This is a genomic window from Nonomuraea sp. NPDC050783 (genome assembly GCF_040802095.1).
In the GTDB taxonomy this organism is placed as follows: domain Bacteria; phylum Actinomycetota; class Actinomycetes; order Streptosporangiales; family Streptosporangiaceae; genus Nonomuraea.
In genome coordinates, this window is the sequence record NZ_JBFAHK010000003.1 from 620,190 (window position 1) to 646,612 (window position 26,423).

At 74.0% G+C, this 26,423-nt stretch carries 24 protein-coding genes; 10 read left to right on the forward strand and 14 right to left on the reverse strand.

Features of this window, described 5'->3' with window-relative positions; translation table 11 throughout:
• Positions 1 to 30 precede the first annotated feature (30 nt).
• Positions 31 to 636: a DNA-binding response regulator gene (locus tag AB0H75_RS11015; RefSeq protein WP_367793978.1), complete on the forward strand. Its 606-nt coding sequence runs from the start codon at positions 31 to 33 to the stop codon at positions 634 to 636.
• Between the two features lie 21 nt (positions 637 to 657).
• Here AB0H75_RS11015 and npdG read toward each other — a convergent pair whose 3' ends face one another.
• Positions 658 to 1,317, reverse strand: a complete 660-nt coding sequence (gene npdG / locus AB0H75_RS11020) for an NADPH-dependent F420 reductase (RefSeq protein WP_367793981.1) — start codon at positions 1,315 to 1,317, stop codon at positions 658 to 660.
• A 75-nt stretch (positions 1,318 to 1,392) separates the two neighbouring features.
• Positions 1,393 to 2,571 carry a lipase family protein gene (locus AB0H75_RS11025; RefSeq protein WP_367793983.1) on the reverse strand — a complete coding sequence of 393 codons (1,179 nt, stop codon included), beginning with the start codon at positions 2,569 to 2,571 and terminating at the stop codon, positions 1,393 to 1,395.
• 172 nt (positions 2,572 to 2,743) lie between these two features.
• Here AB0H75_RS11025 and AB0H75_RS11030 point away from each other — a divergent pair, with 172 nt between their 5' ends.
• Complete coding sequence (locus AB0H75_RS11030) at positions 2,744 to 3,334, forward strand: hypothetical protein (protein WP_367793986.1); 591 nt, start codon at positions 2,744 to 2,746, stop codon at positions 3,332 to 3,334.
• Between the two features lie 66 nt (positions 3,335 to 3,400).
• On the opposite strand, the gene AB0H75_RS11035 is transcribed toward AB0H75_RS11030, so the two are convergent.
• The gene (locus AB0H75_RS11035; protein WP_367793989.1) at positions 3,401 to 4,357 is read right to left on the reverse strand and encodes a LysR family transcriptional regulator; all 957 of its coding nucleotides are present in this window, start codon (positions 4,355 to 4,357) and stop codon (positions 3,401 to 3,403) included.
• Between the two features lie 72 nt (positions 4,358 to 4,429).
• Between AB0H75_RS11035 and AB0H75_RS11040 the strand changes: the two genes are divergently transcribed.
• Both AB0H75_RS11040 and AB0H75_RS11045 read left to right on the forward strand, forming a co-directional pair.
• Positions 4,430 to 4,681: a hypothetical protein gene (locus AB0H75_RS11040; RefSeq protein ID WP_367793993.1), complete on the forward strand. Its 252-nt coding sequence runs from the start codon at positions 4,430 to 4,432 to the stop codon at positions 4,679 to 4,681.
• Entirely contained in the window at positions 4,678 to 5,325 is a 648-nt protein-coding gene (locus AB0H75_RS11045) for a cyclase family protein (RefSeq protein WP_367793996.1), read from the forward strand. The genes AB0H75_RS11040 and AB0H75_RS11045 overlap by 4 nt, the downstream gene beginning before the upstream one ends.
• 11 nt (positions 5,326 to 5,336) lie before the next feature.
• Here the strand turns inward: AB0H75_RS11045 and AB0H75_RS11050 are convergent, their stop codons facing one another.
• From AB0H75_RS11050 to AB0H75_RS11065, 4 genes are all read right to left on the reverse strand, one after another.
• Positions 5,337 to 6,035: an aspartate/glutamate racemase family protein gene (locus AB0H75_RS11050; RefSeq protein ID WP_367793999.1), complete on the reverse strand. Its 699-nt coding sequence runs from the start codon at positions 6,033 to 6,035 to the stop codon at positions 5,337 to 5,339.
• Positions 6,036 to 6,047: 12 nt separating this feature from the next.
• Positions 6,048 to 7,409 carry a UDP-N-acetylmuramoyl-tripeptide--D-alanyl-D-alanine ligase gene (gene murF / locus AB0H75_RS11055; RefSeq protein ID WP_367794231.1) on the reverse strand — a complete coding sequence of 454 codons (1,362 nt, stop codon included), beginning with the start codon at positions 7,407 to 7,409 and terminating at the stop codon, positions 6,048 to 6,050.
• 5 nt (positions 7,410 to 7,414) lie between these two features.
• Complete coding sequence (locus tag AB0H75_RS11060; protein ID WP_367794002.1) at positions 7,415 to 8,371, reverse strand: D-alanine--D-alanine ligase family protein; 957 nt, start codon at positions 8,369 to 8,371, stop codon at positions 7,415 to 7,417.
• Between the two features lie 228 nt (positions 8,372 to 8,599).
• Positions 8,600 to 8,803 carry a hypothetical protein gene (locus tag AB0H75_RS11065; RefSeq protein WP_367794005.1) on the reverse strand — a complete coding sequence of 68 codons (204 nt, stop codon included), beginning with the start codon at positions 8,801 to 8,803 and terminating at the stop codon, positions 8,600 to 8,602.
• 5 nt (positions 8,804 to 8,808) lie between these two features.
• On the opposite strand from AB0H75_RS11065, the gene map reads away from it, so the two are divergent.
• A complete protein-coding gene (gene map / locus AB0H75_RS11070) occupies positions 8,809 to 9,657 on the forward strand; it encodes a type I methionyl aminopeptidase (protein ID WP_367794008.1) in 849 nt (282 codons plus the stop codon).
• Positions 9,658 to 9,666: 9 nt separating this feature from the next.
• Here map and AB0H75_RS11075 read toward each other — a convergent pair whose 3' ends face one another.
• The 4 genes from AB0H75_RS11075 to AB0H75_RS11090 form a co-directional block, all read right to left on the reverse strand.
• On the reverse strand, positions 9,667 to 10,056 hold the full coding sequence (locus tag AB0H75_RS11075) for a sensor histidine kinase (RefSeq protein ID WP_367794011.1): 390 nt from the start codon (positions 10,054 to 10,056) through the stop codon (positions 9,667 to 9,669).
• A gap of 197 nt (positions 10,057 to 10,253) precedes the next feature.
• Positions 10,254 to 12,329: a cytochrome c oxidase assembly protein gene (locus AB0H75_RS11080; protein ID WP_367794013.1), complete on the reverse strand. Its 2,076-nt coding sequence runs from the start codon at positions 12,327 to 12,329 to the stop codon at positions 10,254 to 10,256.
• Positions 12,326 to 12,967 (reverse strand): copper resistance protein CopC, encoded by a 642-nt coding sequence (locus tag AB0H75_RS11085; protein ID WP_367794016.1) that lies wholly within the window; start codon positions 12,965 to 12,967, stop codon positions 12,326 to 12,328. Before AB0H75_RS11085 ends, AB0H75_RS11080 begins: the two co-directional genes overlap by 4 nt.
• Positions 12,968 to 13,011: 44 nt before the next feature.
• Positions 13,012 to 14,355, reverse strand: a complete 1,344-nt coding sequence (locus tag AB0H75_RS11090; RefSeq protein WP_367794234.1) for a helix-turn-helix domain-containing protein — start codon at positions 14,353 to 14,355, stop codon at positions 13,012 to 13,014.
• 388 nt (positions 14,356 to 14,743) lie between these two features.
• Here AB0H75_RS11090 and AB0H75_RS11095 point away from each other — a divergent pair, with 388 nt between their 5' ends.
• Positions 14,744 to 17,752, forward strand: coding sequence for a BTAD domain-containing putative transcriptional regulator (locus AB0H75_RS11095; RefSeq protein WP_367794019.1), 3,009 nt, complete (start codon positions 14,744 to 14,746; stop codon positions 17,750 to 17,752).
• 5 nt (positions 17,753 to 17,757) lie between these two features.
• On the opposite strand, the gene AB0H75_RS11100 is transcribed toward AB0H75_RS11095, so the two are convergent.
• Complete coding sequence (locus tag AB0H75_RS11100; RefSeq protein ID WP_367794022.1) at positions 17,758 to 19,251, reverse strand: helix-turn-helix domain-containing protein; 1,494 nt, start codon at positions 19,249 to 19,251, stop codon at positions 17,758 to 17,760.
• A 94-nt stretch (positions 19,252 to 19,345) separates the two neighbouring features.
• Here AB0H75_RS11100 and AB0H75_RS11105 point away from each other — a divergent pair, with 94 nt between their 5' ends.
• The 3 genes from AB0H75_RS11105 to AB0H75_RS11115 are packed head-to-tail and all read left to right on the forward strand — an operon-like array spanning position 19,346 to position 23,280.
• A complete protein-coding gene (locus AB0H75_RS11105; RefSeq protein ID WP_367794025.1) occupies positions 19,346 to 21,583 on the forward strand; it encodes a molybdopterin cofactor-binding domain-containing protein in 2,238 nt (745 codons plus the stop codon).
• Positions 21,584 to 21,609: 26 nt separating this feature from the next.
• A complete protein-coding gene (locus AB0H75_RS11110; protein ID WP_367794027.1) occupies positions 21,610 to 21,843 on the forward strand; it encodes an EF-hand domain-containing protein in 234 nt (77 codons plus the stop codon).
• Positions 21,844 to 21,885: 42 nt separating this feature from the next.
• Complete coding sequence (locus AB0H75_RS11115) at positions 21,886 to 23,280, forward strand: NCS2 family permease (protein ID WP_367794029.1); 1,395 nt, start codon at positions 21,886 to 21,888, stop codon at positions 23,278 to 23,280.
• Between the two features lie 20 nt (positions 23,281 to 23,300).
• Here the strand turns inward: AB0H75_RS11115 and AB0H75_RS11120 are convergent, their stop codons facing one another.
• Positions 23,301 to 24,311 (reverse strand): excalibur calcium-binding domain-containing protein, encoded by a 1,011-nt coding sequence (locus AB0H75_RS11120; RefSeq protein ID WP_367794032.1) that lies wholly within the window; start codon positions 24,309 to 24,311, stop codon positions 23,301 to 23,303.
• A gap of 162 nt (positions 24,312 to 24,473) precedes the next feature.
• Between AB0H75_RS11120 and ald the strand changes: the two genes are divergently transcribed.
• On the forward strand, positions 24,474 to 25,589 hold the full coding sequence (ald, locus tag AB0H75_RS11125; protein ID WP_367794035.1) for an alanine dehydrogenase: 1,116 nt from the start codon (positions 24,474 to 24,476) through the stop codon (positions 25,587 to 25,589).
• 56 nt (positions 25,590 to 25,645) lie between these two features.
• Here ald and AB0H75_RS11130 read toward each other — a convergent pair whose 3' ends face one another.
• Positions 25,646 to 26,359 (reverse strand): DUF3105 domain-containing protein, encoded by a 714-nt coding sequence (locus tag AB0H75_RS11130; RefSeq protein ID WP_367794038.1) that lies wholly within the window; start codon positions 26,357 to 26,359, stop codon positions 25,646 to 25,648.
• Positions 26,360 to 26,423 lie beyond the last annotated feature (64 nt).

Here is a 26,423-nt window from a genome sequence, read left to right on the forward strand (position 1 = left end):
CAGGGTTCTGCCGGCCGTGGAGGTGCCCGCATGATCAGGGTCCTGCTGGCCGAGGACATGCACATGATCCGGGCGGCGCTCACCGCCCTGCTGCGCCTGGAGCCCGACATCGAGGTCGCCGCGGAGGTGACGCGCGGCGACGAGATCGTGCCCGCCGCCCTGGAGGCCCGCCCCGACGTCGCGATCGTGGACATCGACCTGCCCGTGCTCGACGGCATCACCGCCGCGGCCGAGCTGCGCGGGCGCCTGCCGTCCTGCCGGATCCTCGTGCTCACCGCCCTCGGCCGCCCCGGCCAGGTGCGGCGCGCGCTGGCCGCCGGGATCGAGGCGTTCCTGGTCAAGGACGCCCCGGGCGAGCGGCTGGCCGACGCCGTCCGCCGGACCGCGGCGGGCCTGCGGGTGCTGGACGCCGAGCTGGTGTCGGCGGCCATGGAGTACGGCGAGAGCCCGCTCACCCCGCGCGAGGCCACCGTGCTCAGGGCGGCCGCCGGCGGCGCGACCGCCGAGGACATCGCCGCCCGCCTGCACCTGTCCGCCGGCACCGTGCGCAACTACCTGACGGCCGCGATCACCAAGACGGGCGCCCGCAACAAGATCGACGCCATCCGCGTCGCCGAGGACGCCGGCTGGTTGTGAGCCCGAGGGCCGAGCCGGCCGTCAGATGTCGGTGATCCGCAGCCCGGCGTGCGCCTTGTAGCGGCGGTTGATCGAGATGAGGTTGGCGGTGAACGCCTCGACCTGGTGAGCGTTGCGCAGCCGCCCGCCGTACACGCCCCGCACCCCCGGGATCACCCCCGCCAGCGCCCGCACGGTGTCGGTCGCCTCGCGGTCGTCGCCCAGCACCAGCACGTCCAGGTCCACCTTGTCCACCGCCGGGTCCAGCAGCACGACGGCCGACACGTGGTGGAAGGCCGCCACCACCCGGCTGTCCGGCAGCACCGCCGCGGCCTGCTGGGCGGCGCTGCCCTCCTCGACGGGCAGCGCGTAGGCGCCCTGCTTGTCGAAGCCGAGCGGGTTCACGCAGTCCACCACGATCTTGCCGGCCAGCTCGGAGCGCAACGACTCCAGCAGCTCCTTGTGCCCCTCGTACGGCACCGCCACGATCACCAGGTCGGCCTCGGCCGCGACGGCGGCGTTGTCGGCGCCCCGCACGCCCTCGCCGATGGAGCCGGCGGCCTCCTGGGCGCGCTGCGCGCTGCGCGAGCCGATCAGCACCGGGTGCCCGGCCAGGGCGAACCGCCGCGCCAGCCCCTTGCCCTGGTCGCCGGTGCCGCCGAGGATGCCGATGGAGAGCCCGCTCACGTTCACGTCAGTCATGCCCCGATCATGCCAGCCCGGCGTCCGCGCCGACGCGGCGCGGGCACCGGACACGCGGCGGGCCCTCCCGCCGGGTCAGCAGTTGCCGGACGCCGGCAGGCCGAGGATCCGCAGGGCCAGCCACTCGGCGGCGAGCGGCCCGCCCTCGACGGCCCCGGTGACGTGGTCGGGCGCGGGCAGCACGGCCCAGCGCACGTTCGCGCCGGCCCGGCACCACTGCGAGCGCAGCGTGGCCCCGACGGACAGGGGGATGATCTGGTCGCCGTCGGCGTGGTACTGGAAGACCGGCACCCGCGGCGCGACGGCCCCGAGGCGGTTCTCGGCCAGCCGGGCCCGCCACTTGGGCTGATCCAGCAGGTCCACCGGGCTGAGGTCGGCGAAGCGCAGCCCGGCCAGCGCGTCCAGGTCGGCCACGCAGCCCTCGGCGGCCGCGGCCAGCAGCGCCCGGCCCCGGTCGTTGAGGTCGGCCTCCAGGTCCAGCTCGGGATAGGCGGCGTCCAGCCCGACGCCGGCGGCCGCGGCCAGCCCGAAGTTCGCGCTGCCGTCCAGGTGCGTGGCGACGGCGTACAGGTCGGCGGGCACCCCGCCCGCGGCCACGCCCCTGAGCCGCAGCTCGGGCGCGTACGACGGCTGGAGCTGCGCGGCCCAGCCGGCGGACGCGCCGCCCTGTGAGTAGCCCATGACGCCGACCGGCGCCCGGCTGGAGAGCCCGGCGCCCGGCACGCGCATGGCGGCCCTGACCGAGTCGAGCACGGCGTGCCCCTGCGAGATCCCGGCCATGTACGTGTGGGTCCCCGGCGTGCCGAGCCCCTCGTAGTCGGTGATCGCGACCGCGAACCCCTTGAGCAGGAACAGGGTGACCAGCGCCAGCTCGGCCTCCCGGCCCTGGCTCATGCCGGCGGAAGGCGCGCACCGGTCGCCGAGGCCGTGGGTGCCGACGGCGTACCCGATGATCGGCCGCGCGCCGAGCGGGTAGGCGGCCTTCGGCACGAGCAGGGTGCCGGAGACCTCGTTGGGCCCGCCGGTGGCGGAGGTGCTGGTGTAGAGCAGGTGCCAGGCGTCGACCGGCACCTCCAGCAGCCGTCCCGGCAGGTAGTAGACGGTGGTGGGCCGGGCCGAGACCACGTCGCCCGGCGCCGCGGCGCGGGCCGGGACGGCCACCAGGGACATCACGGCCAGCAGGATCACGGGCAGGATCACGGTCATGATCACGGTCATGATCACGGGCATGCTGACGCGCACACGTGGGGTCATGTGCCGCCCCTCTCCCTGAGGATGCCGATGGGGACGGCGGCGCCGCCAGCCGATCGTTACCCGGGAGTAACCCCATGTCAAGGCCCGAAATGACGTGTCGGCACAAACAGGTGTCAAACCCTCACTTCCGAAACGGCTCCCCCGCGTCGCCGCGTCCGGCACGATGGACTTCATGGACCCGGGATCGGTGGCACTGCTGCGCGAGCTCCTGGCCAGGACGAGCTGGCTCGATCGCACCCGCGACCTCGGCCGGGCGCTGCGCGCCACCCGCTCACCCGGCGGCCTGCTGCTGGTCGGCACCCCCGGCGACGAGCCCTGGCACCTGACCGCGCACCTCGCCGACGAGGCGCGCTTCTCGGGCCTGCCGCAGCTCACGCCCACGCTGGTGCGCTGGGAGCCGCCCGCCGACGCGCCCGCCCACCTGCGGGTCGGCCTCGACCGGCTGGAGCGGGCGGCGCGCGGGGAGACGTTGTTCGTGCTGGCCGACGGGCAGGCGCCGGTGCCGCTGCTGGAGCGGGTGGACGACGCCCGCCGCACCGGCGCGACCATCCTGGCCCTGCTCGACGCGCCCGGGGGCGGCGACCGGGAGCTGGCCGGGCTGGCGCACGACGCCCTGGAGGTGCCGAAGGACGGGCTCGTCACCTTCGACGGCGCCCAGCACCTGGTCAGCGCGGCGGCCGGGGAGGTGGAGCGGCGCCTCGGCCTGCGGGACCGCCTGGCCCGCCTGCTGGAGAGGGTCAGCGGCCCGCAGCTCCCCGACTGACCGCTCCCCCGCTCACGCCGCCTCCCCCGCTCACGCCTCCGGTCAGGACGCCGGTCACGACGCCGGTCACGACGCCGGCTCGGTCGCCGGGCGCAGCCGGCCGCTCAAGGGTGCCTGGAGGGCCGCCGTGGCCTCCTCGATCGCGGCGATGACCACCGCCTGCACCGGGTCCGGCTCCCCCGACCGGGTGCGGCTCACCCGGGTGACCGCGTCCAGCCGCCGCGCCCCCACGTCCCGCAGCTCGCTCACCCGCACCTCGCCCTCGGGCACGTCCAGCAGGGCGAGGGCGGGCACGATGGCGATGCCGTGCCCGGCCGCCACCAGCGCCAGCGTCGGCCCGAACTCGGTGATGACGTGCACCTTGCGCGGCTCGAACCCGTGCAGCCCCGCCAGCCGCTCCAGCGCCTGCCCGCACGCCTGGTCGGGCTCGCCGGCCACCCACGGCATCCGGGCCAGGTCGGCGACCGTGCGCGGCGGGTCGGGCAGGTCGGGCGGGAGCACGACGCGGTACTCGTCCACGTAGAGCAGCCGGGTGCTCAGCGACGGCTGGGTCAGCGCGGGCAGCCCCATGTCCTGCTCGGTGATGAGCACGTCCACCGCGCCGAGCCGCAGCTCCTGCAGCGCGGGCTGGCCGTAGATCTCGTGGATGGTGGGGACGATCCGCGGGTGACGCTCGGCGAGCGCGCGCATGGCGGGCACCAGCATGTGCTTGATGACGGTCGGGAACGCGGCGATGTGCACCGGCCCGGCCAGCCGCTCGGTGAAGCGGGTGAGCTCGCGCCTGGCCTCCAGCAGCTCCTCCTCCACCCGCTCGGCGTAGCCCGCCAGCACCCGCCCGGCGGGGGTCAGCGACACGCTGCGCTGGGAGCGGTCGATGAGGGCCAGGCCGACCTCGCGTTCGAGCTGGGCGAGCTGCTGGGAGACGGCGGAGGGCGTCAGGTGCAGCGCCTCGGCGGCCCTCATCACGCCGCCGCGGCGGGCGACCTCGCGCAGGACGCGCAGCCGCCGGGGGTCGATCTCCATGCAGCTCAGCTTACGGGGAACTTCAGATTTCTTTAATTGAGCTTTACCGCCGGAGGTCCGGACAATTGTGCCATGGATCTCCTTCTCACGGCCGCCGGCTGGGCGGGCGCCGCCGTCCTGCTGGCGGCCTACGCTCTCGTCTCGTCGGGGCGCATCGCCGGTGACGGGATGGCGTACCAGCTCATGAACCTCTTCGGCTCGGTCGGGCTGATGGTCAACAGCGCCTGGAGCGCCGCCTGGCCCTCGGCCGGTCTCAACCTGATATGGGCCGCGATCGGCGTGGCCGCCATCGTCAAGCTCGGCAGAACGGGAGCACGCGCATGATCATCGACCTCAGCCACCGCATCCACGACGGGCTGGTGACCTACCCCGGCATCCCCGCCCCGCGGATCGGCGTGCATCTCAGCAGGGAGGGCTCGCGCGAGGTGTACGCCCCGGGGACCGAGTTCCACATCGGCACGATCACCCTGGCCGCCAACACCGGCACGTACCTGGACACCCCCTTCCACCGCTACCCCGACGGCCCGGACCTGGCCGGGGTGCCGGTGGACCGGCTCGCCGACCTGCCCGGCCTGGTGGTGCGCGCGCAGGGGCCAGGCCGCGAGGTCGTCCTCGACCGGGACCTGGACGTGCGCGGCCGGGCCGTGCTCGTCCACACCGGCTGGGACCGCCACTTCGGCACCGACGCCTACTTCGACGGCCATCCCTACCTGGCGCCCGAGTCGGCCGCCTGGCTGGCCGAGCAGGGCGCGGCGCTGGTCGGGATCGACTCGCTCAACATCGACGACACGCCGCCGCGCGGCGAGCGCCCCGCCCACACGGTCCTGCTGCGGGCGGGGATCCCGCTGCTGGAGCACCTGACGAACCTGGCGGCCCTGCCCGAGGAGGGCTTCCGCCTGCACGCCACGCCACCCATGATCGCCGGTATGGGGACCTTCCCCGTACGGGCGTACGCGGTGGTCGGCTGAGCGCCACCCCCTCAGGGGCAGGGCGTCAGCACGAAGTCCGCCGCCGCCTCCGCGTGCAGCCGCGCGCTCGGCAGCAGCGGGACGGCGGTGTCCTTCTCGCTGATCAGCAGCTCGATCTCCGTGCAGCCGAGGATGACGGCCTCGGCCCCGTCGGCGGCGAGATCGGCGATGATGCGGGCGTACACGTCCCTGGAGGAGTCGCTGAGCACCCCGCGCACCAGCTCGTCGAAGATCACGCGATGGACCAGCTCCCGCTGCTCGCGCCCCGGCACCACCACGTCGAAGCCGTGGGCGGCCAGCCGGTCCCGGTAGAAGGGCTGCTCCATGGTGAAACGGGTGCCCAGCAGGCCGACCCTGCGCAGCCCCCTGGCGCGGACGGCCGCGCCCACGGTGTCGGCGATGTGCAGCACGGGCACGCTCACGGCCCGCGCCACGTCGTCGCTCACCCGGCTGAAGGTGTTGCTGCAGACGAGCAGGACCTCCGCGCCGAGGTCCTGCAACTTCCTGCCGGCGCCGGACAGCAGCGCGGCCACCTCGTCCCAGCGGCCGGCGAAGGCGAGGTCCTCGACCGTGGTGTAGTCGACCGACCAGATGAGGCTGTTGGCGGAATGGCTGCCGCCCAGCCGCTCGCGGACCCGCTGGTTGACGACCTGGTAGTAGATCACCGTCGACTCCCAGCTGAGCCCGCCGATGAGACCGATAGCACGCATGGCACCCCCGTTTCAGATGGACAGGGCCCGGGCGCAGGCGCCGAGCCCGAACTCGCTGCTGGCCTTGACGAACACCACGTCGCCCGGCCGGAGCAGGGCGCCGGCCACCTCGACGGCCCCGGCCACGTCCTCGACGGCGTGGACGGTCACGCCCGCGGACCTGGCCGCCTCCGCCATCGCGCGCGGGTCGCCCGGCCCGACCGCGATCAGCACGTCGAAGCGGAGATCGGCGACGAGCCGGCCGATCTCGGCGTGCCGGGCGCGGGAGGCGTCCGCCTGCTGGCCCATCCCGCCGAGCACGGCGACCGTACGGCGGTCGCCGGCCAGAGCCCGCACCGCCCGCAGCCCGGCCCGCATGGACTCGGGGTTGGCGTTGTAGGCGTCGTCCACGACGGTGACGCCGTCGGGCCGCTCGACGATCTCCAGCCGGCCTCCCGAGCGCCGCCGGGCGGCGGTCAGCCCGGCCGCGATCTCCTCCGCGCCCAGGCCGAGCGCGGTGGCGGCGGCGGCCGCGCCGAGGGCGTTGCCCACCTGGTGCTCGCCCACGAGGTCCAGCTCGACCCGGGCGCGGCCGGCGGGCGTCACCAGCACGAACGACGCCCGCGCCCGGCCGTCCAGCCGCACGTCCTCGGCGCGTACCCGCGCCCGCGGCGACCGCCCGTACAGCAGGACCTCGGCCCTGGTGCGGCCGGCCATGCCCAGCACGTACGGGTCGTCGGCGTTGAGCAGCGCGAACCCGTCCACCGGCAACGCCTCGACCAGCTCGCCCTTGGCCTCGGCCACGTCGGCGAGCCCGCTCCCCATGCGCTCCAGGTGCGCGGTGCCGACGTTGAGCACCAGCCCGGCGTGCGGCGGCGCGATCCCGGTCAGGTACGTCAGGTCGCCCTTCCTGCCCGCCCCCATCTCCAGCACCAGGTACCGGGTGCCGGCGTCGGCCCGCAGCACGGTGAGCGGCAGCCCCAGCTCGTTGTTGAACGACCGGTCGGTGGCGATCGTGGCGGCGTGCCGTTCGAGCACCTGCGCCAGCAGGTCCTTGGTGGTGGTCTTGCCCACGGAGCCGGTCAGGCCGATCACGGTGGGACCGATGCGGCCGAGCAGGTGCCCGGCCAGCAGGCCGAGCGCGCGCTGGACGTCATCGGTCACCAGGGCGGGCACGCCCACGGGCCGCGTGGCCAGCACGGCGACCGCGCCGCCCGCGACGGCGGCGGACGCGTAGTCGTGGCCGTCCACGCGGGCGCCGGCCGTCGCGACGAACAGGCCGCCGGGCGCCACCTCGCGCGAGTCGACCGCCGCGGGCGCCGTCACCAGCGCCTCCGGGTCCCGCACCCCGTGCGGGGCCGCGCCGGTCACCCGGGCGATCTCGCCCAGGGTCATGGGGATCACGAGCCGCTCCTCGCGAACGCGAGGTCGATGAGGCGGCGCAGCAGCTCCGGGTACGGGACGCCGCTCGCGGCCCAGGCCCTGGCGTAGACGGAGCGCGCGGTGAAGCCGGGCATGGTGTTGATCTCCAGCACGTACAGGCGGCCCGTCTCCCGCTCCTGGAGGAAGTCGACCCGGGCCAGGCCGTAGCCGCCGATCGCGCGGAAGGCACGCAGGGACAGCTCGCGCACGTCCTCGGCCACCCGGTCGGGCAGCGTTGCGGGGATGGTGGCGATCTCGGCCTGGCTGAGGTATTTGGCCTCGTAGTCGAGCCAGTCGCCGTGGACGATCAGCTCGCCGGGCACCGAGGCGTCCGGCGTGTCGTGGTCGCCGAGCACGCCGCAGATCAGCTCGCGCGCGCTGACGCCCTGCTCGACGACGACCGTCCTGTCGTAGGTCAGCGCCAGCTCCACGCCCGCGCGCAGCTCCTCCACGGAGGTGGCGCGGGAGATGCCGATGGAGGAGCCCAGGCCGGCCGGTTTGACGTACATCGGCCAGTCGAGGGTCTTGACCAGGCTCCAGTGGTCGGTGGTGGCGCGCCACTCGTGCGCGGTGAACCACACGTGCGGGGTGACCGGGATGTCCTCCGCGAGGAACGCGCGCCGCATGGCGACCTTGTCCATGCCCACGGCCGAGGCCAGGACGCCGCAGCCGACGTACGGGATGCCCAGCGTCTCCAGGTGCCCCTGGATCACGCCGTCCTCGCCGAACGGGCCGTGCAGCACGGGGAACACCACGTCCGCCAGGCCGCGCCGCAGCTCCACCGGCCACCTGCCCTGGCGGTCGATGATGACGGGGACGGGCTCGTACAGCTTCCTCGGCAGGGCGTCGAGCACGGCCTGTGCCGACTGCAACGACACCTCGTGCTCGGCGGACGGCCCGCCCGCCAGCACCGCCACGCGTACGCGTTGGGACACGATCGACCAGCCTCTCTCCACGGCAGAGCCCGCCGCGAAGGGAGGGGCAGCGGGCCTCCACCACTGTCGGACGGTCGTGTCCCCGGCTCGTCAGCGCCGTGTCATCGTTGTGTCACGGTCGTGACCCGCCGCTCCGCCGGGCCGGCAGGCGCCGCCATCGGGGGTGATGGCGGCCCTGACCGCCCCGCGCGGGCGGGCGGAACGAGAGAAGCCCTCTTCAGCCGTCCCTCAGTCGTCGTCCTGGTCGGCTTCGTCCCACGCCTTGTTGCGGTCGGCGGCGCGTTGCAGCGCCCCGGCCGCCTCCTCCTGCGAGGCGTAGGGACCCATCCGGTCCTTGTTGGGGCAGCCCTGGTCGGGCTCGACCCGCATGTGCTTGAGACAGAACCACCACTGGCCTTCGGTCACGAGGTCAATTCTGCCCCGTAGACTCATAGTTCATGACGACACTGCTCCAGCCAGGGCGAGTTTCGCCCATGCGAAAGGTCCCCGCCCACATCGAGCGGCCGGAGTACGTCGGCAAGAAGCGCCCCAGGACCGGCGAGTCCGACGTGAAGAGCCCTGAGATGATCGAGCGCATGCGGGTGGCCGGCCGGATCGCCGCCCAGGCGCTCGAAGAGGTCGGCAAGCACGTCCGGCCGGGCGTCACCACCGACGAGCTCGACAGGATCGGCCACGAGTTCCTCATCGACCACGGCGCCTATCCCAGCACGCTGGGCTACAAGGGCTATCCGAAGTCGCTGTGCACCTCGATCAACGAGGTCATCTGCCACGGCATCCCCGACGACACCCCGCTGCGCGACGGCGACATCGTCAACGTCGACATCACCGCCTACATCGGCGGCGTCCACGGCGACACCGACGCGACGTTCCTGGTCGGCGAGGTGGACGAGGAGTCGCGCCTGCTGGTCGAGCGCACCCGCGAGGCGATGATGCGCGCCATCAAGGCCGTCGCCCCCGGCCGCCAGCTCAACGTCGTGGGCCGCGTCATCGAGGCCTACGCCAAGCGGTTCGGCTACGGCGTGGTGCGCGACTTCACCGGCCACGGCATCGGCACGAGCTTCCACTCCGGCCTCATGGTCCCGCACTACGACGACCCGTCGCTGCGGGTGGAGCTGGTGCCCGGCATGACGTTCACCATCGAGCCGATGCTGACGCTCGGCACCATCGAGTACGAGATCTGGCCCGACAAGTGGACCGCTGTCACCAAGGACCGCAAGCGTACGGCCCAGTTCGAGCACACGATCGTGGTCACCGAGAGCGGCAGCGAGATCCTCACCCTGCCCTGAGCGGCCGGCTCATCGGCCCGAGGGCACCACACCGGTGATCGTGGTGCCCTCGCCGGGCACGCTGTTGACCGACAGGCTGCCTCCGACCTCGGCGAACGCCGCCCGCATCCGGGCGATGCCGTGCCCGGCGCCGACGGCGGTGAAGCCCCGGCCGTCGTCGCTGACCGTCAGGCGCAGGCCGCTGCGCCCGGCCGTCACGGCGATGGAGACGGTCCGCGCGCCGCTGTGCCGCTCGACGTTGTCCAGGGCCTCGCGCATGGCGGCCATGACGCCCGCGGACACCCGGGCGGGCACGTCGGTGGCCGGCAACGCCCAGGTCTCGACGGTGATCCCCGCGTGCTCGGCCCATTCGGCGAGGTAGCTCTCCAGCGCCTCGGCCAGGCTCTGCCCCCCGCGCATCCGCGTCTCTTCCGACAATGGTTCTCGCCTTCCTCGGCACCCCGCGCCGGCCCCCACCCCGGCGTTCGCTCGGCCGCGCATCCCCCCTCAAGGCTGCGCCCCCGGCTCATCGGGGTTATGCCCATCTCCCCTGGAAGAAAGGCTACCTGCCGGTCGAGGGAGCTGTGATCGGAGGATAGCAGGGCATAACGGAACGGCTACGCTATGCCCTCTTCGCCCTTGTCAGCCTTGTTGAGACGGGCGAGATAGGCGTTGTAGGAGTCCAGCTCGGAGTCCCCCGGGCCGCCGGGCCGGTCGGCGTGGCGGTCGGCCCGGCGCGCCTGCCGGTCGTCGTCCCGGTACCACTGGAAGGCGATGGCCAGCAGCACGATGAGCGTCGGGATCTCGCCGAAGCCCCAGGCGATGGCCCCGCCGTCCTGCTGGGTCTGCAGCAGGGTGTCGCCCCAGGTGCGGCCGAGCTGCTCGTACCAGCCGGAGGCGATGACCGAGCCGGTCATCATCAGCGCGATGCCGAAGAAGGCGTGGAACGGCATGGTGACGAACAACATGAGCAGCCGGCCCACGTGCGGCAGCCGGTGGGGGCCGGGGTCGACGCCGATGATCACCCAGAAGAACAGGCATCCGCTGAGGAGGAAGTGCACGGTCATCCAGATGTGGCCGAGGTGCTCGGTCATCGCCGACTCGAACAGCGGCGTGAAGTAGAGCGCGTACGTCGAGGCGATGAAGATGGCCGTGGCGACGACGGGATGCGTGACGACCCTGGTGAACCGGCTGTGCAGGATCGTGGTGATCCACTCGCGCGGCCCCCGGTCGCCCTTCCTGGCGGCGGGCCGCAGCGCGCGCAGGGCGAGCGTGACCGGCCCGCCGAGGACGAGGAAGATGGGCACGACCATCGACAGCGTCATGTGCTCGATCATGTGCATGTCGAACATGACCTTGGCGTACCTGGCCAGCCCGCTCTGCGTGGCGAACACCAGCAGCGCCACCCCGGCGAACCAGGAGGCCGTGCGCCCCCAGGGCCAGGCGTCGCCGCGCCGCCGCAGCCGGACGACGCCGGCCGCGTACAGGCCGGCGAGCGCGGCGGCGACCAGCGCGAAGAACAGGTCCAGCCACCACAGCGCGAAGATGTTGCCCAGCGTGACCGGCGGCGGGAGCGGGAAGCCGAGCAGGTCGTAGGCGCGGTCGGCGGGGACGCTGAAGTCGGGCGGCGGGGTGCGCGACAGCGCCACGGCCAGGCCGACGGTGGCGAGCATGAGCAGCGTCTCGCCGCCGGCCAGCCGGACGAAGGCGCCGGGCTCGCCGTCGCGCAGCCGGGCGAGGGTGCGCTGCCGGTGCCAGTAGCCGACGTAGCCGAGCAGGACGAACGCGACGATCTTGGCGACGGCGAGGACGCCGTACTCGTCGGTCCACAGGTCGGAGACCGAGCCCAGCCGGGCGACCAGGGCGAACACGCCGGACAGCCCGACCCCGGCGTAGCACCACAGGGCCATCCGGGAGAAGCGGCCGGCGGCCAGGTCGAGCTGCGCCCCGCGGCGCAGGGCGTGGGCGGCCAGCACGAGCAGGCCGCCCACCCACAGGGCCAGCGCCAGCAGGTGCAGCGCGACCGAGGAGGTGGCCAGGTCGTGGTTGGGCGAGGAGGAGGTGTGGCCGGTCAGCGGCGGCGGCAGCATCGTCACCAGCGCGAGCGCCAGCAGGCCCGCCGCGGCCCCTGAGGTGATCGCGCCGCGCGAGAACAGCGCGATGGCCACGGCGAACAACACCACGAGGGTGAGCGCGACGCCCTGCGTGGTCTGGGTGGCGTAGCTGCTGAGCAGGGCGCCGTCGAGCGCCTGGGGCAGGGTGCGGCCCATGGCCTCGGCGGCGCCGAAGACGACGGTCAGGAACGCCGCGCCGGCCCAGGACAGCGCCGTCCAGGAGGCGGCCTTGACGTATTGGAGGGCGGCGCCGCCGAGCATGCCCTTGTCGCTGGGCAGCAGCGCGGTGGCCATGAGCAGCAGGCCCACGGTGAGCAGCCCGGTGACGTCCATGAGCAGCTTGGAGACCGGCAGCCCCCAGCGGACCACCGCGCCGGAGTCGGGCAGGCCCGGGATGATCCTGGGGAAGGCCGTGCCGCCGACGATCATGCCGATGACGAGGGCGGCGACCGCGGCCGCCACACCCGCGAGCGCGAGCCGCGCCGCCCTGCCCGCCGTCCTGCCCGCCGCCCGCCCGGTCGCCTCGCTCGTGGCCCCGCCGGTCGCCCCGCCGGTCGCCCCGCTCGCCGGCCTGCTCATCGCTTGCTCTTCCGCGCGCTGAGCAGGAAGCCGATGCCGATGCCGACGAGCGCGCCGATCACGATGATCAGCCAGACGGGGAACGTGGCGCCGCCGTCGCGCGCGGCCGCCGGGGTGGCCGGGGCGGGGGCGGACGCCGCGGGCGCCGCCTGCCCGGAGCCCGAGGGCTCCGCGCCCGCCGTCGAGGCCGCCGGAGAGGACGCCGAGGCCGCCGGAGAGGATGCCGAGGTCGCCGGAGGCGACGCCCCCGCCGCCGCCGGGGAGCCCTTCACCGTGAACGGGATCTCGCCCTCCACCGGATGCCCGTCGGAGGACACGATCCGGTAGGCGATGGTGTACCTGCCGGCGGGCAGCGGCGTCCTGACCGCCTGGGTGACCACCGGGCCGTTCGTCTGCGGCTCGCCGAGCTGGTGCTCGGCCCCGTCGGCCCCGCGCACGATGACGTACGGCAGGCGCGGCCTGGCGGAGAACTCCAGCCGCACCTCGTCGAGGGACTCGACCTCGGCTCCCTTGGCCGGGGAGCTGCTCTTGAGCGAGTCGTGCGCCAGCGCGGGGCCGGCGGCGCCGACCACGAGCAGGCCGGACGCGAGCAGGGCGGCGAGTATCGCGGTGAGGGCCGCGAACGGGGATGTCTTCATGGCACCCCCAAGGCTACCGACGCCATCGCCCGGTCCGGACCCCGCTACAGCCCCACGCAGGCCAGCGCCCGGCGGTAGGACTCCACCGCCCCCTCGGTGTCGCCCAGCTGCTCCATGGTCTCGGCGGTGGCGTACCACGTGGAGGCGGAGCGGCGGGAGTCGGGCAGCGGCGCCAGCCAGTCGCGCACGGACGCGACGTACTCGGCGGCCTCCTCGGAGCGGCCCACCGCGCCGTGGATGCGGCCGAGCAGGAGGTTGGCCTCGGCGCCCAGCACGTGCCCGAACTCGGGGACCAGGTCGCGGCCGAGCCTGGCGTGCTCGGCGGCCTTGTCGTAGTCGCCGCTCAGGAACTCGGTGAGCGCCAGGTCGACGTTGAGGTGGCCGCGGTCGATGGTGCTGGTCGAGGTCTGCTCGAACTCGGCGACCGCCGCGCGCAGCGCATCGCGCACGGACTCGATCTCCGCCGGCCGGGCCTTGAGCCGCTTGCGCAGGTAGGCCAGGCGCATGCGGGCGATGTTGCGCGGCTGGCCGTTCTCCAGCTGCACCGCCAGCGCCCGCTCGGCGAAGGCCAGCGACTCCTCGACGTGGCCGGTGGTGTAGGCCACGTTGGAGGCGTTCCAGTTGGCGGCCACGATCGAGCGCGGCGTGCCGAGCGCGTCGGCGGCGTTGAGCAGCTCGGCCGCGAACTGGCGGGCGCGCAGCAGGTCGCCGCGCTCCATGTAGGCCGCCAGCAGGGTGGCGGCCAGCTCCACCAGCGCGTCGGTCCACGGCAGGCGGGCGTTGCCCATGAGCATCCGCTCGCCGACCTCGACGGCCTCGGTGAGCCGCTCGCTCTCGCGGTAGACGCGGCACAGCACCATCGCGACCTCGATGCGCCGGTCGGGGGGCAGCTCCTCCTCCCGCAGCCTGAGCAGGATGGAGGTGGCCTCGGCGAGGTCGCCGCAGGCCTCGTTGGCCAGCGCGAGACCGAACTCGGTCTCTTGACGTAGAGCTGTCAACCCTGTCAGGTTGTTGTTGACCAGCAGCTCCGCGAAGCGGTTGCGGGCTTCGACGACCTCGCCGTTCTCGAGCGCCAGCCGCGCGTAACCCAGGGCCAGCTCGATGTCCTCCATCTGCTCGGCGGTCACGCCGTTGATCAGATAGGAAAGCGAGCAGTCCAGTTTCTGGGCCAGTAGCTCCAGGACGGCGGGTGTCGGGGTACGCTTGCCACTCTCGATCAACGAGACGTAACTGTCCGACAACTCGGGATGCGCCAGCTGGGCCTGTGACAGGCCGCGTTGTCGCCTAACCGTCTTAATACGGAGTCCGACCAGGTCAGATGTGGTCACAGCCGTCGCTCCCTGAGAAGATAAGTCCGAGCAACTACATAGGCGAGGGAGAACCCCCATGCGTATGCGCATTGCCCTGTCCGCCCTGGCTGCCGCGATCCTGACCGCGGTAACCATCGGAAGCAATGTTACGGCCGCAAGTGCCGAGACGTCTGCCCCTGGCGCGACCTCTTCCGTCAGCTCGATCGCTTCGGAGATCCACTGCTGCTGACCTGAGGCCCGGCATGAGGGGGCGCGCGAGCCCTCCCGGACACGAAGACCGCACCGTGCCGGGCAGGCCGGGCCTCCCGAAGGGAAGGCGCCACGTCGTGGCGTCCCCTCCTGCCAGAGGTTCCCCCAGCCTAGCGGGGAGCCTCTACATTCGGTCTACATCTCGCCTTCCGCACCGCGGACGCCGGAGGATTACGCTGCCTGACTGACGGCTGCCGGCACACCGCGGAGGACGGACGTGAGCGAGGGGATCGTCATTCGGCTGCTGGGCGAGGTGACCGCCGCCGACGGTTCCCGCGCCGTGGACCTCGGTCCCGGCCGGCAGCGGGCCGCGCTCGCCATCCTGGCCGCCTCCGTCTCGCGCCCCGTTCCGATGGGGCGGCTCGTCTCCGGCGTCTGGGGGGACGACCCGCCGCGCACGGCCGAGCAGAGCGTCTACACCTACATCGCCGGGCTGCGGCGCGCCTTCGAGCCGGGCCGCGGGCGCCGCGCGCCGTCGCGGCTGATCGCCGGCACCTCCGCCGGCTACGTCCTGTGCCTGGAGCCCTCGCGGATCGACGCGCTGGCCTTCGCCGGGCGGCTCGCCGAGGCCCGCCGGGCGCGCGAGGGCGGCGAGGGCCGGCTGGCGCTGCGGCTGTTCGAGCAGGCCCTGGGCATGTGGCGGGGCACGGCGCTGAGCGGCCTGCCGGGGCCGTTCGCCGAGTCCGAGCGCGCCCGGCTGTCGGACTTACGCCTCGCGGCCCTGGAGGGGCGCGCGGAGTGCCTGATGGAGCTGGGGCGGCATCCGGAGGCCGCCGACGAGCTGCGCGACCTCGTGCGGCGGCAGCCGCTGCGCGAGCGGGCGCGGGAGCTGCTCATGACGGCGCTGTTCCGCTCGGGGCGGCGCGCGGAGGCCCTGGAGGTCTACGCGGAGGGGCGGGCGGTGCTCGCCGAGGAGCTGGGGCTGTCGCCGGGTGAGGGCCTGCGCCGCTGCCACGCCATGATCCTGCACGCCGACAGCCAGACCACCGACACCCCAGCCACCGGATTCCAGACCACCGACCTCCAGACCACCGACCTCCAGACCACCGGCCCTCACGCCACCGGCCCCCACACCACCGGCACCCCGGCCACCGGCACCCAAGCCGCCGGGGCCCAAGTGGCCGCCACCCCTGTCGGCGCCCCGGCCGCCGGCACCCACGCAACCGCCGCCACCCCCGCCGACGGGGGCTGGGGCGGCGAGGAGGGCGTTCCGCACCAGCTTCCCCGGCCCCTGGACGGGTTCGTCGGGCGGGAGCGGGAGCTGGAGCTCCTGGTGGCGCGGCTGGCTCCCCAGGACGGCTCCCGGCCGGCCCCGCTGGTGGTCGTCACCGGCCCGCCGGGCGTCGGCAAGTCCGCCCTCGCCGCCCACGCCGCCCACCTGGCCGCCGCCCGCTACCCCGGCGGCCGGCTCTACGTGAACTGCCGCGGCGCCACCCCCGACCTGCCTGCCCTGTCGCCGCTCGACCTGATCGGCCGCTTCCTGCGCGGCCTGGGCGTGCCGGCCCAGGCCGTCCCCGCCGACCTGGACGAGGCCGCCGCCGTCTGGCGCAGCCGCCTGCACGGCCGCCCGGTGCTGACGGTGCTGGACGACGCGGCCGACCTGGCCCAGGTCCGCCCCCTTCTCGGGGTGCCGTTCGGCAGCTCGCTGCTGGTGACCAGCAGGGAGAGCATGGCGTGGGGCGAGGACGCGTTCCAGGTGGAGCTCGGCCGCCTGCCCGGCCCGCAGGCCGCCGCGATGCTGGCGGGGCTGGCCGGCGCGCCGCGCATCTCCGCTGACGAGGACGCCACCGCCAGGCTGATCCGCCTGTGCGACGGCCTGCCGCTGGCCCTGCGCATCGCCGGGGCGCGCCTGGCCGGCCGCCCCGGCTGGAGCGTGGCGGCGCTGGCGGACCGGCTGGGCGACGAGCGGCGGCGGCTGAACGAGCTGTCCGCGGGCGACCTGGCCGTCCGCTCCAGCCTGGCCTCCAGCCACACGGCGCTGGAGCGCGGCGCCCGCCCGGTGGACCGGCTGGCGGCGCGCGCCCTGGCGCTCCTCGGGGCGCTGCACGTGCCGGACGTGACCGCCCAGGCGGCGGCCAGGCTGCTCGGCGTGCCCGTGCCGCAGGCGGACGCGGCCCTGGAGCGGCTGGTGGACGCCCACCTGCTCGAATCCTCGGGTCCCGGCCGCTACCAGCCGCACGACCTCGTCCGGCTGTTCGCGGGCGAGCTGCGGCCGCGGGAGGCGGATGAGGCGCTGGTGCGCGTGTTGTCGTACTACGCCGCCTCCGCCCGCCACGCCAACGAGCTGGTCGATCCGCACCGCACGCAGCCGGCGTCCCCGGTCGGGACGGAGCCGCACTCTCTGGCCGGCCCGGCGGAGGCCGGGGCGTGGCTGCGGGAGGAGGAGCCGGTGCTGACGGCCGCCGCGCGCCAGGCGCTCGCCTCGCCCGTTCCCGAGCTGGCCCGGCTGGGCGTCAACCTCGCCTTCGGCCTGTACTGGTCGCTCTCGCGCGACCACCGCCTCGGGGAGATCCACGCCCTGAACACGCTGGCGCTCCAGGTCAGCGAGCGGCTGGGCGACGAGCCGAGCGCCATGCTGGCCCACGGGCACATCGCCGGCGCGCTGTCCTCGATGGGCCGCACGGACGAGGCCGCCGCGCACTTCCAGGCCGAGCTGGCGCTGGCCCGGCGGCTCGGTATCGCCTTCACCGAGATGAGCACGCTGGGCAACCTCGCCAACACCTACATCATCGGCGAGCGTTTCGAGGAGGCGATCCCCTGGGCGGAGCGCCAGCTCGAAGCGGCCACCCGGATCGGCGCCCGGGTGGGCGTGCGCTACGCGCTGACCATGCTCGGCCACGCGCACCTCGGCGCGGGGCGGCCCGAGCTGGCGCGCGAGCCGCTGAGCAGGGCGGTGGCCGACGCCGCGGCGGCCGGGGACGTCATGCAGGAGGGGCAGATGCGCTTCGGCCTGGGCGAGACCCTGCTGGCGCTGGGCGACCCGCGGGGCGCCGAGGTCGAGCTGCGGCGGTCGCTGGAGCTGTGCAGGGCGAGCGGCTACCGGATCGGCGTGCTGCGCGCGCTGCTCGACCTGTCGCGCACGTACCGGCTGCTGGGCGAGCCGGCCCGGGCGCTGGAGTGCGTGACGCTGGCCGAGGAGGCGGACGCCGGGCTGGACAACTCCCGCTGGAACCGGCGGCTGGTGGAGGAGCGGGCCGCGGTGCTGGCGGCGTGCCGGGAGGCGTGAGCGGGCTACCGGGGCGGGCCGGTGTCGCGCAGGGCCAGGAAGAAGTCCACCCGATCGGCCATCGTCGCCAGGTTCCTGCCGGTCAGCTCCTCGATCCGGCGTACCCGGTAGCGGACGGTGTTGACGTGGACGTGGAGCCGCTCGGCGCAGGCGTTCCAGGAGCCGGCGCAGTCGAGGAAGACGCCGAGCGTGCGCACCAGCTCCGACTGGTGGCGGCGGTCGTAGTCGAGCAGCGGCGACAGCAGCCGGTCGGCGAACGAGCGGCGCACGTCCCCCGGCACCGTGGCCAGCAGCAGCGCGTGGGTGTAGATCTCGTCGCTGGTCACCACGCCGCCGCCGCGCGCCTCGGCCAGCCGCCGGGCGTGCCCGGCCTCCTCCACGCCGCCCTTCAGCGCCGCGGCCCCGGTGAGCGCGCCGCTCAGCCCGGCGCAGAGGCGGGTGCCGGGCAGCGCGGACAGCACCTCGGCCCCGGCACGCAGCCGGGCGGCCAGCTCGTCCGCACCGGTCCCGCGCAGCGGCACCACGGCCAGCGCGGCGTCGGCCCCGGCCGCGGCGACGACCTCGCCGCCGAGCAGCTCCTCCACGATCTGCCCGCCGAGCGTGGCGGGGTCGGGGCCACGGGTGGCGCCGGGGCGGGGCGCGGCGGCGCTGACCACCGCGTACGGCTCGGCCGCGCCGACCCCGCAGGTGCGCAGCCGGGCGTTGAGCTCGGCCGGGTCCGCCTCGGCCAGCGCGGCCACCACGAGCTGCTCGGCCAGCCGCCGCTCCACCCGGCGGCCCTCCTCCCTGCGGACGCGCTCCAGCCCGACGCAGGCGGCCAGCTCGTAGCCCAGGTCGGCGCGGCCGAGCAGGTCGCCGTCGCAGGCCAGCACCCAGCCGGCCGCCCGGTGCCCGCGCCCCACGGCGAACAGCGTGCTGCCGCCGGCGCGGGCGGGCAGCCGCGGCGCGGCCAGGTACGCCCGCGCCAGCCGCTCGGGCTCGGCCGCCGTCCCCACGAGGACCTGCCCGGACGCGGTCAGGACGGCGCCGGTGACGCCCAGCTCGGCGGCGGCCGCCTCGAACAGCTCGCGCAGCCCGGCGCCCTCGGCGACGGCCGCGACGAGCCTGCGGTGCCGGCCGAGCGCGGCGCGCGCCTCGCCGGACAGGCGGGGCGCGGCCAGCTCGGTGAGCGTGCGGAAGGAGACCTCGGTCGGCACCTCCACCAGCGGCAGGCCGGCGGCCGCGCAGGCGGCCACGAGGTCGCCGGGCACGTGCCCGAGCAGCGCGGCGCCCGCGCCGACGGCGGCGACCCCGGCCTCGGCCAGCGCGGCCACGAACCGGGTGGAGTCCTCGGGGCCGTGCCGCCACATGAGCCCGGTCAGCACCAGCTCGCCGCCCGACAGGTAGCGGCCCGGCTCGGGCAGGTCGGTGATGTGGACCGTGCCGAACTCCCGGTCGGGGTCGCCGGTCAGCAGCCGCAACCGCGGCTCGGCGAGGTCCAGCAGGTCGCGGATGCGCACTTGGAGGAATATACAAGCCCCGCGTCACAGGCTTTGACCGGGATTTCACCGCCGTGCATAGGACGCGGCCGGGGGCCGGTGCTTCACTCGGAGGATGACGGACACGGGGACGGCGGACACACGGACGGCGGGCACGGGGACGGCGGGCACGGGGACGGCGGGCACGGGGACGGCGGGCACGGCGTACACGACGTCGAACGGCGTGGGCGAGAGCGCCCGCCGCCCGGACGCCACGCTGAAGGTGACCGGCGAGTTCGCCTACGCCTCCGACCTGTGGATCGACGGCATGGCGTGGGGCGCGACGCTGCGCAGCCCGCACCCGTCGGCGTGGATCCGCTCGATCGACATCGGGCCCGCGCTGCGCATCCCCGGCGTGTACGCCGTGCTGACCCACGAGGACGTCCCCGGCGAGAAGTTCTACGGCCTGGAGCACAAGGACCAGCCGGTGCTCGCCATCGACCAGGTGCGCCACCAGGGCGAGCCGGTGGCGCTGGTGGCGGCCGACCATCCGGAGACGGCCCGCCGGGCGGTCGCCGCGATCGTGGTCGGCTACGAGGTGCGCGAGCCGGTCACCGACCCGCGCGACGCGGTCGAGGTGGTGCGCCGCCAGCCGGTCCGCGTGGGGAGCACGTTCGAGGCCGAGGTCGTGGTCACCGGCGAGTACGAGGTCGGCATGCAGGACCAGGCGTTCCTGGGACCGGAGGCGGGCCTGGCGGTGCCGGCCGAGGACGGCGGCGTGGACCTGTACATCGCCACCCAGTGGCTGCACGTGGACCGCGACCAGCTCGCCCCCTGCCTGGGCCTGCCGCCGGAGAAGGTGCGGCTGACGCTGTCCGGCGTGGGCGGCGCGTTCGGCGCCCGCGAGGACCTGTCGATGCAGGTGCACGCCTGCATGCTGGCGCTGCGGCTGGGCCGCCCGGTCAAGATGAGCTACGGCCGCGAGGAGTCGTTCTTCGGGCACGTGCACCGGCATCCGGCCCGCATGCGGTACGAGCACGGCGCCACCCGCGACGGCAGGCTCGTCTACGTCAAGGCCGACATCCTGCTGGACGGGGGCGCGTACTGCTCCTCCTCGCCCGCCGTGGTGGGCAACGCGGCCTCGCTGGGGGTGGGCCCGTACGAGGTGCCGAACGTGGACGTCGTGGCGACCGGCGTCTACACCAACAACCCGCCGTGCGGGGCGATGCGCGGCTTCGGCGCAGTGCAGGCGTGCTACGCCTACGAGTCGCAGATGGACCTGCTGGCCGAGGCGTGCGGGTTGTCGCCGGTGGAGATCCGGGCGCGCAACGCGGTCTCCCAGGGCTCGCGGCTGATCACCGGCCAGCTCATCGACTCCCCCGCCCCGCTGGCGGACATGCTGCGCGAGCTGGCGGCCATGCCGCTGCCCGCCGGGGCGGCCGGGGACGACCTGCGGGCGTTGCCCGGCGGGGTCTCGCAGACCACGCATGGCGAGTCGGTGCGGCGCGGCGTCGGCTACGGCGTCGGCATCAAGAACATCTGCTTCTCCGAGGGCTTCGACGACTACTCCACCGCCCGGGTGCGGGCCGAGCTGGTCAACGGCGAGCCGCACGTCACCGTGCACACCGCCGCCGCCGAGGTGGGGCAGGGGCTGGTGACGGTCCAGGCCCAGATCGCCCGCACCGAGCTGGGCATCGACGAGGTCACCGTGGCCACGGCCGACACCTCGGTGGGCTCGGCGGGGTCGTCGTCGGCGTCGCGGCAGTCGTACGTGACCGGCGGCGCGGTGAAGGCCGCCTGCGAGGCGGTGCGCGCGCGCTTCGGCGGGCTGCCGGCGCGGGAGGCGCTGGAGCGGTTCGGGCCGATCGAGGAGACGCGCGAGTACCGGCACCGGCCGACGTTCCCGATGGACCCGGTGACCGGGCAGGGCGACTCGCACACCCAGCTCGCGCTGTGCGTGCACCGGGCCGTGGTGGACGTGGACGTGGAGCTGGGCCTGGTCAAGGTGGTGGAGCTGGCGGCGGTGCAGGACGTCGGCCGGGTGCTCAACCCGCTGGCGCTGGAGGGCCAGATCCACGGCGGCACCGCGCAGGGTCTGGGGCTGGCGCTGATGGAGGAGGTGCGGGTCCTCGACGGCAAGGTGGTCAACCCGTCGTTCACCGACTACCTCATCCCCACGATCCTCGACATGCCGCCCATGCGGCTGAAGATCCTGGAAAATCCGGATCCGGCGGCCCCGTACGGGCTGCGCGGCGCGGGCGAGCCGCCGACGCTGTCCTCGACCCCGGCGATCGCGGCGGCGGTGCGGGCCGCGACCGGGCTCAAGTTGACGCGCGTTCCGATCAGGCCGGAAGATATCGCCTTGCCCGAGTGACGGGCGAAACAACGGGGAGGTACCTGATGACCAGCGGACGCGAGGCGGCCGAGGCGGAGTTCCGCCGCTTCGACACCGACGGCGACGGCCTGCTGACCGCCGAGGAGATCCGCCGCGCCAACGAGGCGCTGGGCGGCCAGGGCGTGTCCGAGAGCGAGATCGAGGCGTTCATCAAGTCCGCCGACCGCGACGGCGACGGCACGATCGGCCTGGAGGAGTTCATCGGGCTCGTCGGCCACGGGCGGCACGAGAAAGCGTGATCATGTCCCACGCCGGGTAGGCAACCGGCACTCCCCCTGATCATGAAGGGGGACGAGGTGCTCGACCGGCTCTTCGAGCTGACCCGGCGCGGGACGACCGTCGGCCGGGAGGTGCGTGGCGGGCTCACCACCTTCGTGGCGATGGCGTACATCATCCTGCTCAACCCGATCATCCTGGGCGGGGCGAAGGACGTCACCGGGGCCCGCCTGTCCATCGCCGAGCTGACCACCTCGACCGCGCTGGCGGCGGCGGTCTCGACGCTGCTCATGGCGTTCGTCGGCAACGCGCCCCTCGCCCTGGCCGCCGGGCTGGGGCTGAACGCGGTGGTGGCCTACCAGGCCGCCCCGCACATGACGTGGGCCCAGGCGATGGGCCTGGTGGTGCTCGAAGGTCTCGTGATCATCCTGCTGGCCGTCACCGGCCTGCGCATGCTGATCATGAACGCCATCCCGCTGGCGCTCAAGCACGCCATCAGCGTCGGCATCGGGCTGTTCATCGCGCTCATCGGGCTGGTGGACGCGGGATTCGTGGCGGCGGGCTCGGGCACGCCCGTGCAGCTCGGCGCCACCGGGCACCTGACGGGCTGGCCGGTCACGATGTTCTGCTTCGGCCTGCTGCTGATGATCCTGCTGTACGCGCGCCGCACCCCGGCCGCCATCCTCATCAGCATCGCGGTGACCGCCGCCCTGTCGGTGCTGGTGAACTCGGTGGCCACGGTCGATCCCCGGTCGTGGGGCGTGGTGGCGCCGCGGATGCCCGAGTCGCTGATCGCCGCGCCCGACTTCGGGCTGGTCGGGCAGTTCGACCTGTTCGGCGGGTTCGCCCGGGCGGGGGCGCTGACGGCGGCCGTGGTGCTGTTCACGCTGGTGCTGTCGGGGTTCTTCGACGCGATGGGCACCATCATCGGCGTCAGCGACGAGGCCGGGCTGGTGGACCGCGACGGGCGGGTGCCGCGGCTGGGCCGCGTCCTGACCGTGGACGGCGTGGCCGGCATGGTGGGCGGCTCGGTCAGCGCCTCGGCGAACACCGTGTTCGTGGAGTCGGCGGCGGGCGTTGGCGAGGGCGCGCGCACCGGCCTGGCCAGCGTGGTGACCGGGGCGCTGCTGGCGCTGACGCTGCTGTTCACGCCGCTGGCCGCCGTGGTGCCCGCCGCGGCCGCCGCGCCCGCGCTGGTGCTGGTCGGGGCGCTGATGATGACGCAGTGCAAGAACGTGCCCTGGGACGATCCCGAGCTGGCGGTGCCGGCGTTCCTGACGATCGCGCTGATGCCGTTCACGTACTCGATCACCAACGGCGTGGGGGCCGGGGTGATCGTCTACACGCTGATCAAGGCGGCCCGCGGGAGGTTCGCCGAGATCCCGTGGCTGCTGTGGGTGGTGTCGCTGGTGTTCCTGGCGTACTTCGGGATCGACTGGCTGGAGCAGCTGTTCGGGTGAGCGGGCGGGCGGCCGGTGCGTCAGCTCATGTCGCCGCTGTTGCAGGCGACGCCGTTGCCGTCGGTGTCGGTGTACCAGGAGTATTCCTCGTGGACGCCGCGCGAGTACGGGCCGTAGCCGTGCGCGACGGCCTCCTTGCAGGAGCCGTAGCGGGGGTCGGTGCCGCTGCGGCCGGTGCCGGAGGCGGGGTTGGTGGTGCCCGGCTGGGTGTTCGTCGTGCCCGTGCCGGGCGGCGTGTTCCCGGTGCCGGGCTGCGTGTTCCCCGTGCCGGGCTGCGTGTTCCCCGTGCCGGGCTGCGTGCTGCCGGTGCCCGGCTGAGTGTTCCCCGTGCCGGGCTGCGTGTTCCCCGTGCCCGGCGGCTGAACACCGGTGGGAGCGCTGGTGGGGGTGCCGGCCGGGCCGCCGGTGGGGGCGCCGGTGGGGGCGCCGCTCGCGACCGGGCCGAGCAGCCGGGAGGTCAGCGCGTCGGCCTGCTCCTTGGTGAAGCCGGCGATGCGCAGGCTGTCGCCGTCCATCTGCTCGGTGACGATGGGCGCGGCCACCACGGTCTTCGGCGCGTCGGGCTGCTCGGGGGCGAGCACGACGGCGAGCTGCCGCTGGTCGGGCGCCAGCTCGTCCACCAGCTCGACCATCCTGTCCTTGAAACCGGCGGCCACGGCGATGCGGACGGAGTATTGGCCGTCCTTCTCCCTGACCGGCTCGATCCGCTGCACCGACAGGACCGTGACGCCGTCCTCCAGCACGTAGCAGGTGCGCTGCTCCTCGTCGGGCACGGCCTGCTCGCCCGCCTGGCACGGCGCGGCCTTGACCTCGCGGACGGGGGCGAAGTGGAGGGGCACCGCCAGCCGCACCGGCGGTGCGCCGCCCAGCAGCGGCTGGTCGGGGTTCTTGGTCATCAGGACCGCGACCGTGCCGAGCACGCCCGCGATGAGCACGACCAGGACGAGCGAGACGATCAGCACGATGGTGGTGACCCTGCTGGCCTGCGGCTCCCCCGGATCCGCGGGGGGCGGCGCTTCCGGCTTGTCCATCGATGACGTTCCCATCCTGACGTTCGGGCTGCGGTGAGCCTATCGAGGACCGGCACGGGCAAGGTAATCAAGAAGAGGTTTTCCCGCCGCCGTGGCGCGGGCGGAAGAATCAAGGCAGGATCGCGGATTGGCCGCAGTTTTCACGCGAACGAGGGTTGATCGATGAAGATCGGTGTTCCCGTAGAGGTCAAGAACAGCGAGTACCGGGTGGCGCTGACGCCGGCGGGGGTGCACGAGTTCGTGCGCCACGGCCACCAGGTCTACGTCGAGCGCGGGGCCGGGGAGGGGTCGTCGATCCCGGACGCCGACTTCGCCACGGCCGGCGCCGCCATCGTGCCGCAGGCCGACGAGGTGTGGGGCGCGGCCGACCTGGTGATGAAGGTCAAGGAGCCGGTGGCCGAGGAGTACCACCGGCTGCGCAAGGGGCAGGTGCTGTTCACCTACCTGCACCTGGCCGCCTCCGGGCCCTGCACGCGGGCGCTGCTCGACTCGGGGTGCACGGCGGTCGCGTACGAGACCGTGCAGACCTCCGGCGGCGCGCTGCCGCTGCTGGCCCCCATGTCGGAGGTCGCGGGCCGGCTGGCGCCGCAGGTGGGCGCCTACCACCTGATGCGCTCGGCGGGCGGCAGGGGCGTGCTGATGGGCGGCGTCTCGGGGGTGCGCGCGGCGCACGTCGTGGTCATCGGGGCGGGGGTGTCCGGCATGAACGCCGCCGCCATCGCCCTCGGCATGCAGGCCGAGGTGCTGCTGCTGGACAACAACATCGACAAGCTGCGCCAGGCCGACCTGATCTACCAGGGGCACTGCCAGACCGTCGCCTCCAACACCCTGGAGGTCGAGCGGGCGGTGCTGGAGGCCGACCTGGTCATCGGCGCGGTGCTGGTGCCCGGCGCGAAGGCGCCCAAGCTGGTGAGCAACGACCTGGTCAGCCGGATGAAGCCCGGCTCGGTGCTGGTGGACATCGCCATCGACCAGGGCGGCTGCTTCGAGGACTCCCGGCCGACCACGCACGAGGAGCCGACCTACCAGGTGCACCGCTCGTTGTTCTACTGCGTGGCCAACATGCCGGGCGCGGTGCCGCACACCTCGACGTTCGCGCTGACGAACGTCACGCTGCCGTACGCGCTGGCGATCGCCGACCTCGGCTGGCGGCGGGCCATGCGCGAGGACCCGGCGCTGGCCCGCGGCCTGAGCACGCACGAGGGCCACCTGACCAGCAGGCCGGTGGCCGAGGCGCACGGGCTGGAGTGGACGCCGCCGCAGGACGTGCTCGGCTGAGTGCCCGCCTGAAGTGCCCGCCTGGAGTGCCCGGCCGAGGGGCCGGGCGCCGGGAGCTACTGCTGGGAAGGGCTGGCCGACGGCTTGAGCGTCTCCATCGGGGCGTTGGTCTGCTCGCCCTTGGGCTCGGGCGGCAGCGGGGCCTGGTCGGCGGTGGTGGTGATCGCGTTGGGACCGCCGCAGATGGCGCCCGGCTCGGGCGTGTCGGCGCCGTTCTGGTAGCGCTTGATGAAGGCGCCCAGCTTGGGGTCGGCCGGGTCGGTCAGCTTGAGCTGGTGGCCCCAGGAGGACACCACGATCGGCGAGGGCAGGTTGGGGAACGGGCTCATCAGCATGTAGTCCTGCTGGCCCGTGCTCGTGGCCACTTCCTTCAGCTTGTCGACCTGGGCCTTGGGCAGGTCGGGCCGGTAGGTGATCCAGACGGCGCCGTGCTCCAGCGAGTGGACCCCGTGCTCGGGGTGGATCGGCTTGTCGTAGATGGCGCACTGCTGCCAGTAGTTGTTGTGCTGGCCGCCGACCGGCGGGGTCTCCTTGTAGGTGACCGGGGTCCACACGTGCTCGCCGGCCTCGTACTTGGCGCTGGTGACGGCGTCCAGCGAGGTCTCACGGGCCTGCTTGACCAGGTAGAAGCCGACCACGCCGACGAGGACCACGATGATCAGCCCGCCCGTGCCCCACATGAGCAGCGCGGCGCGGCGTTGCTTGCGCTTCTGGTCGGCCCGCATCCTCTGCAGATGCTCGCGCCGCGCCTGCGCCTTCTCCTTCGTCATCGTTCCTCCATCGGCGAATCAACAGGGGTCACCCTATGCCCTCCGGGCGTATGCGGAGAATAAG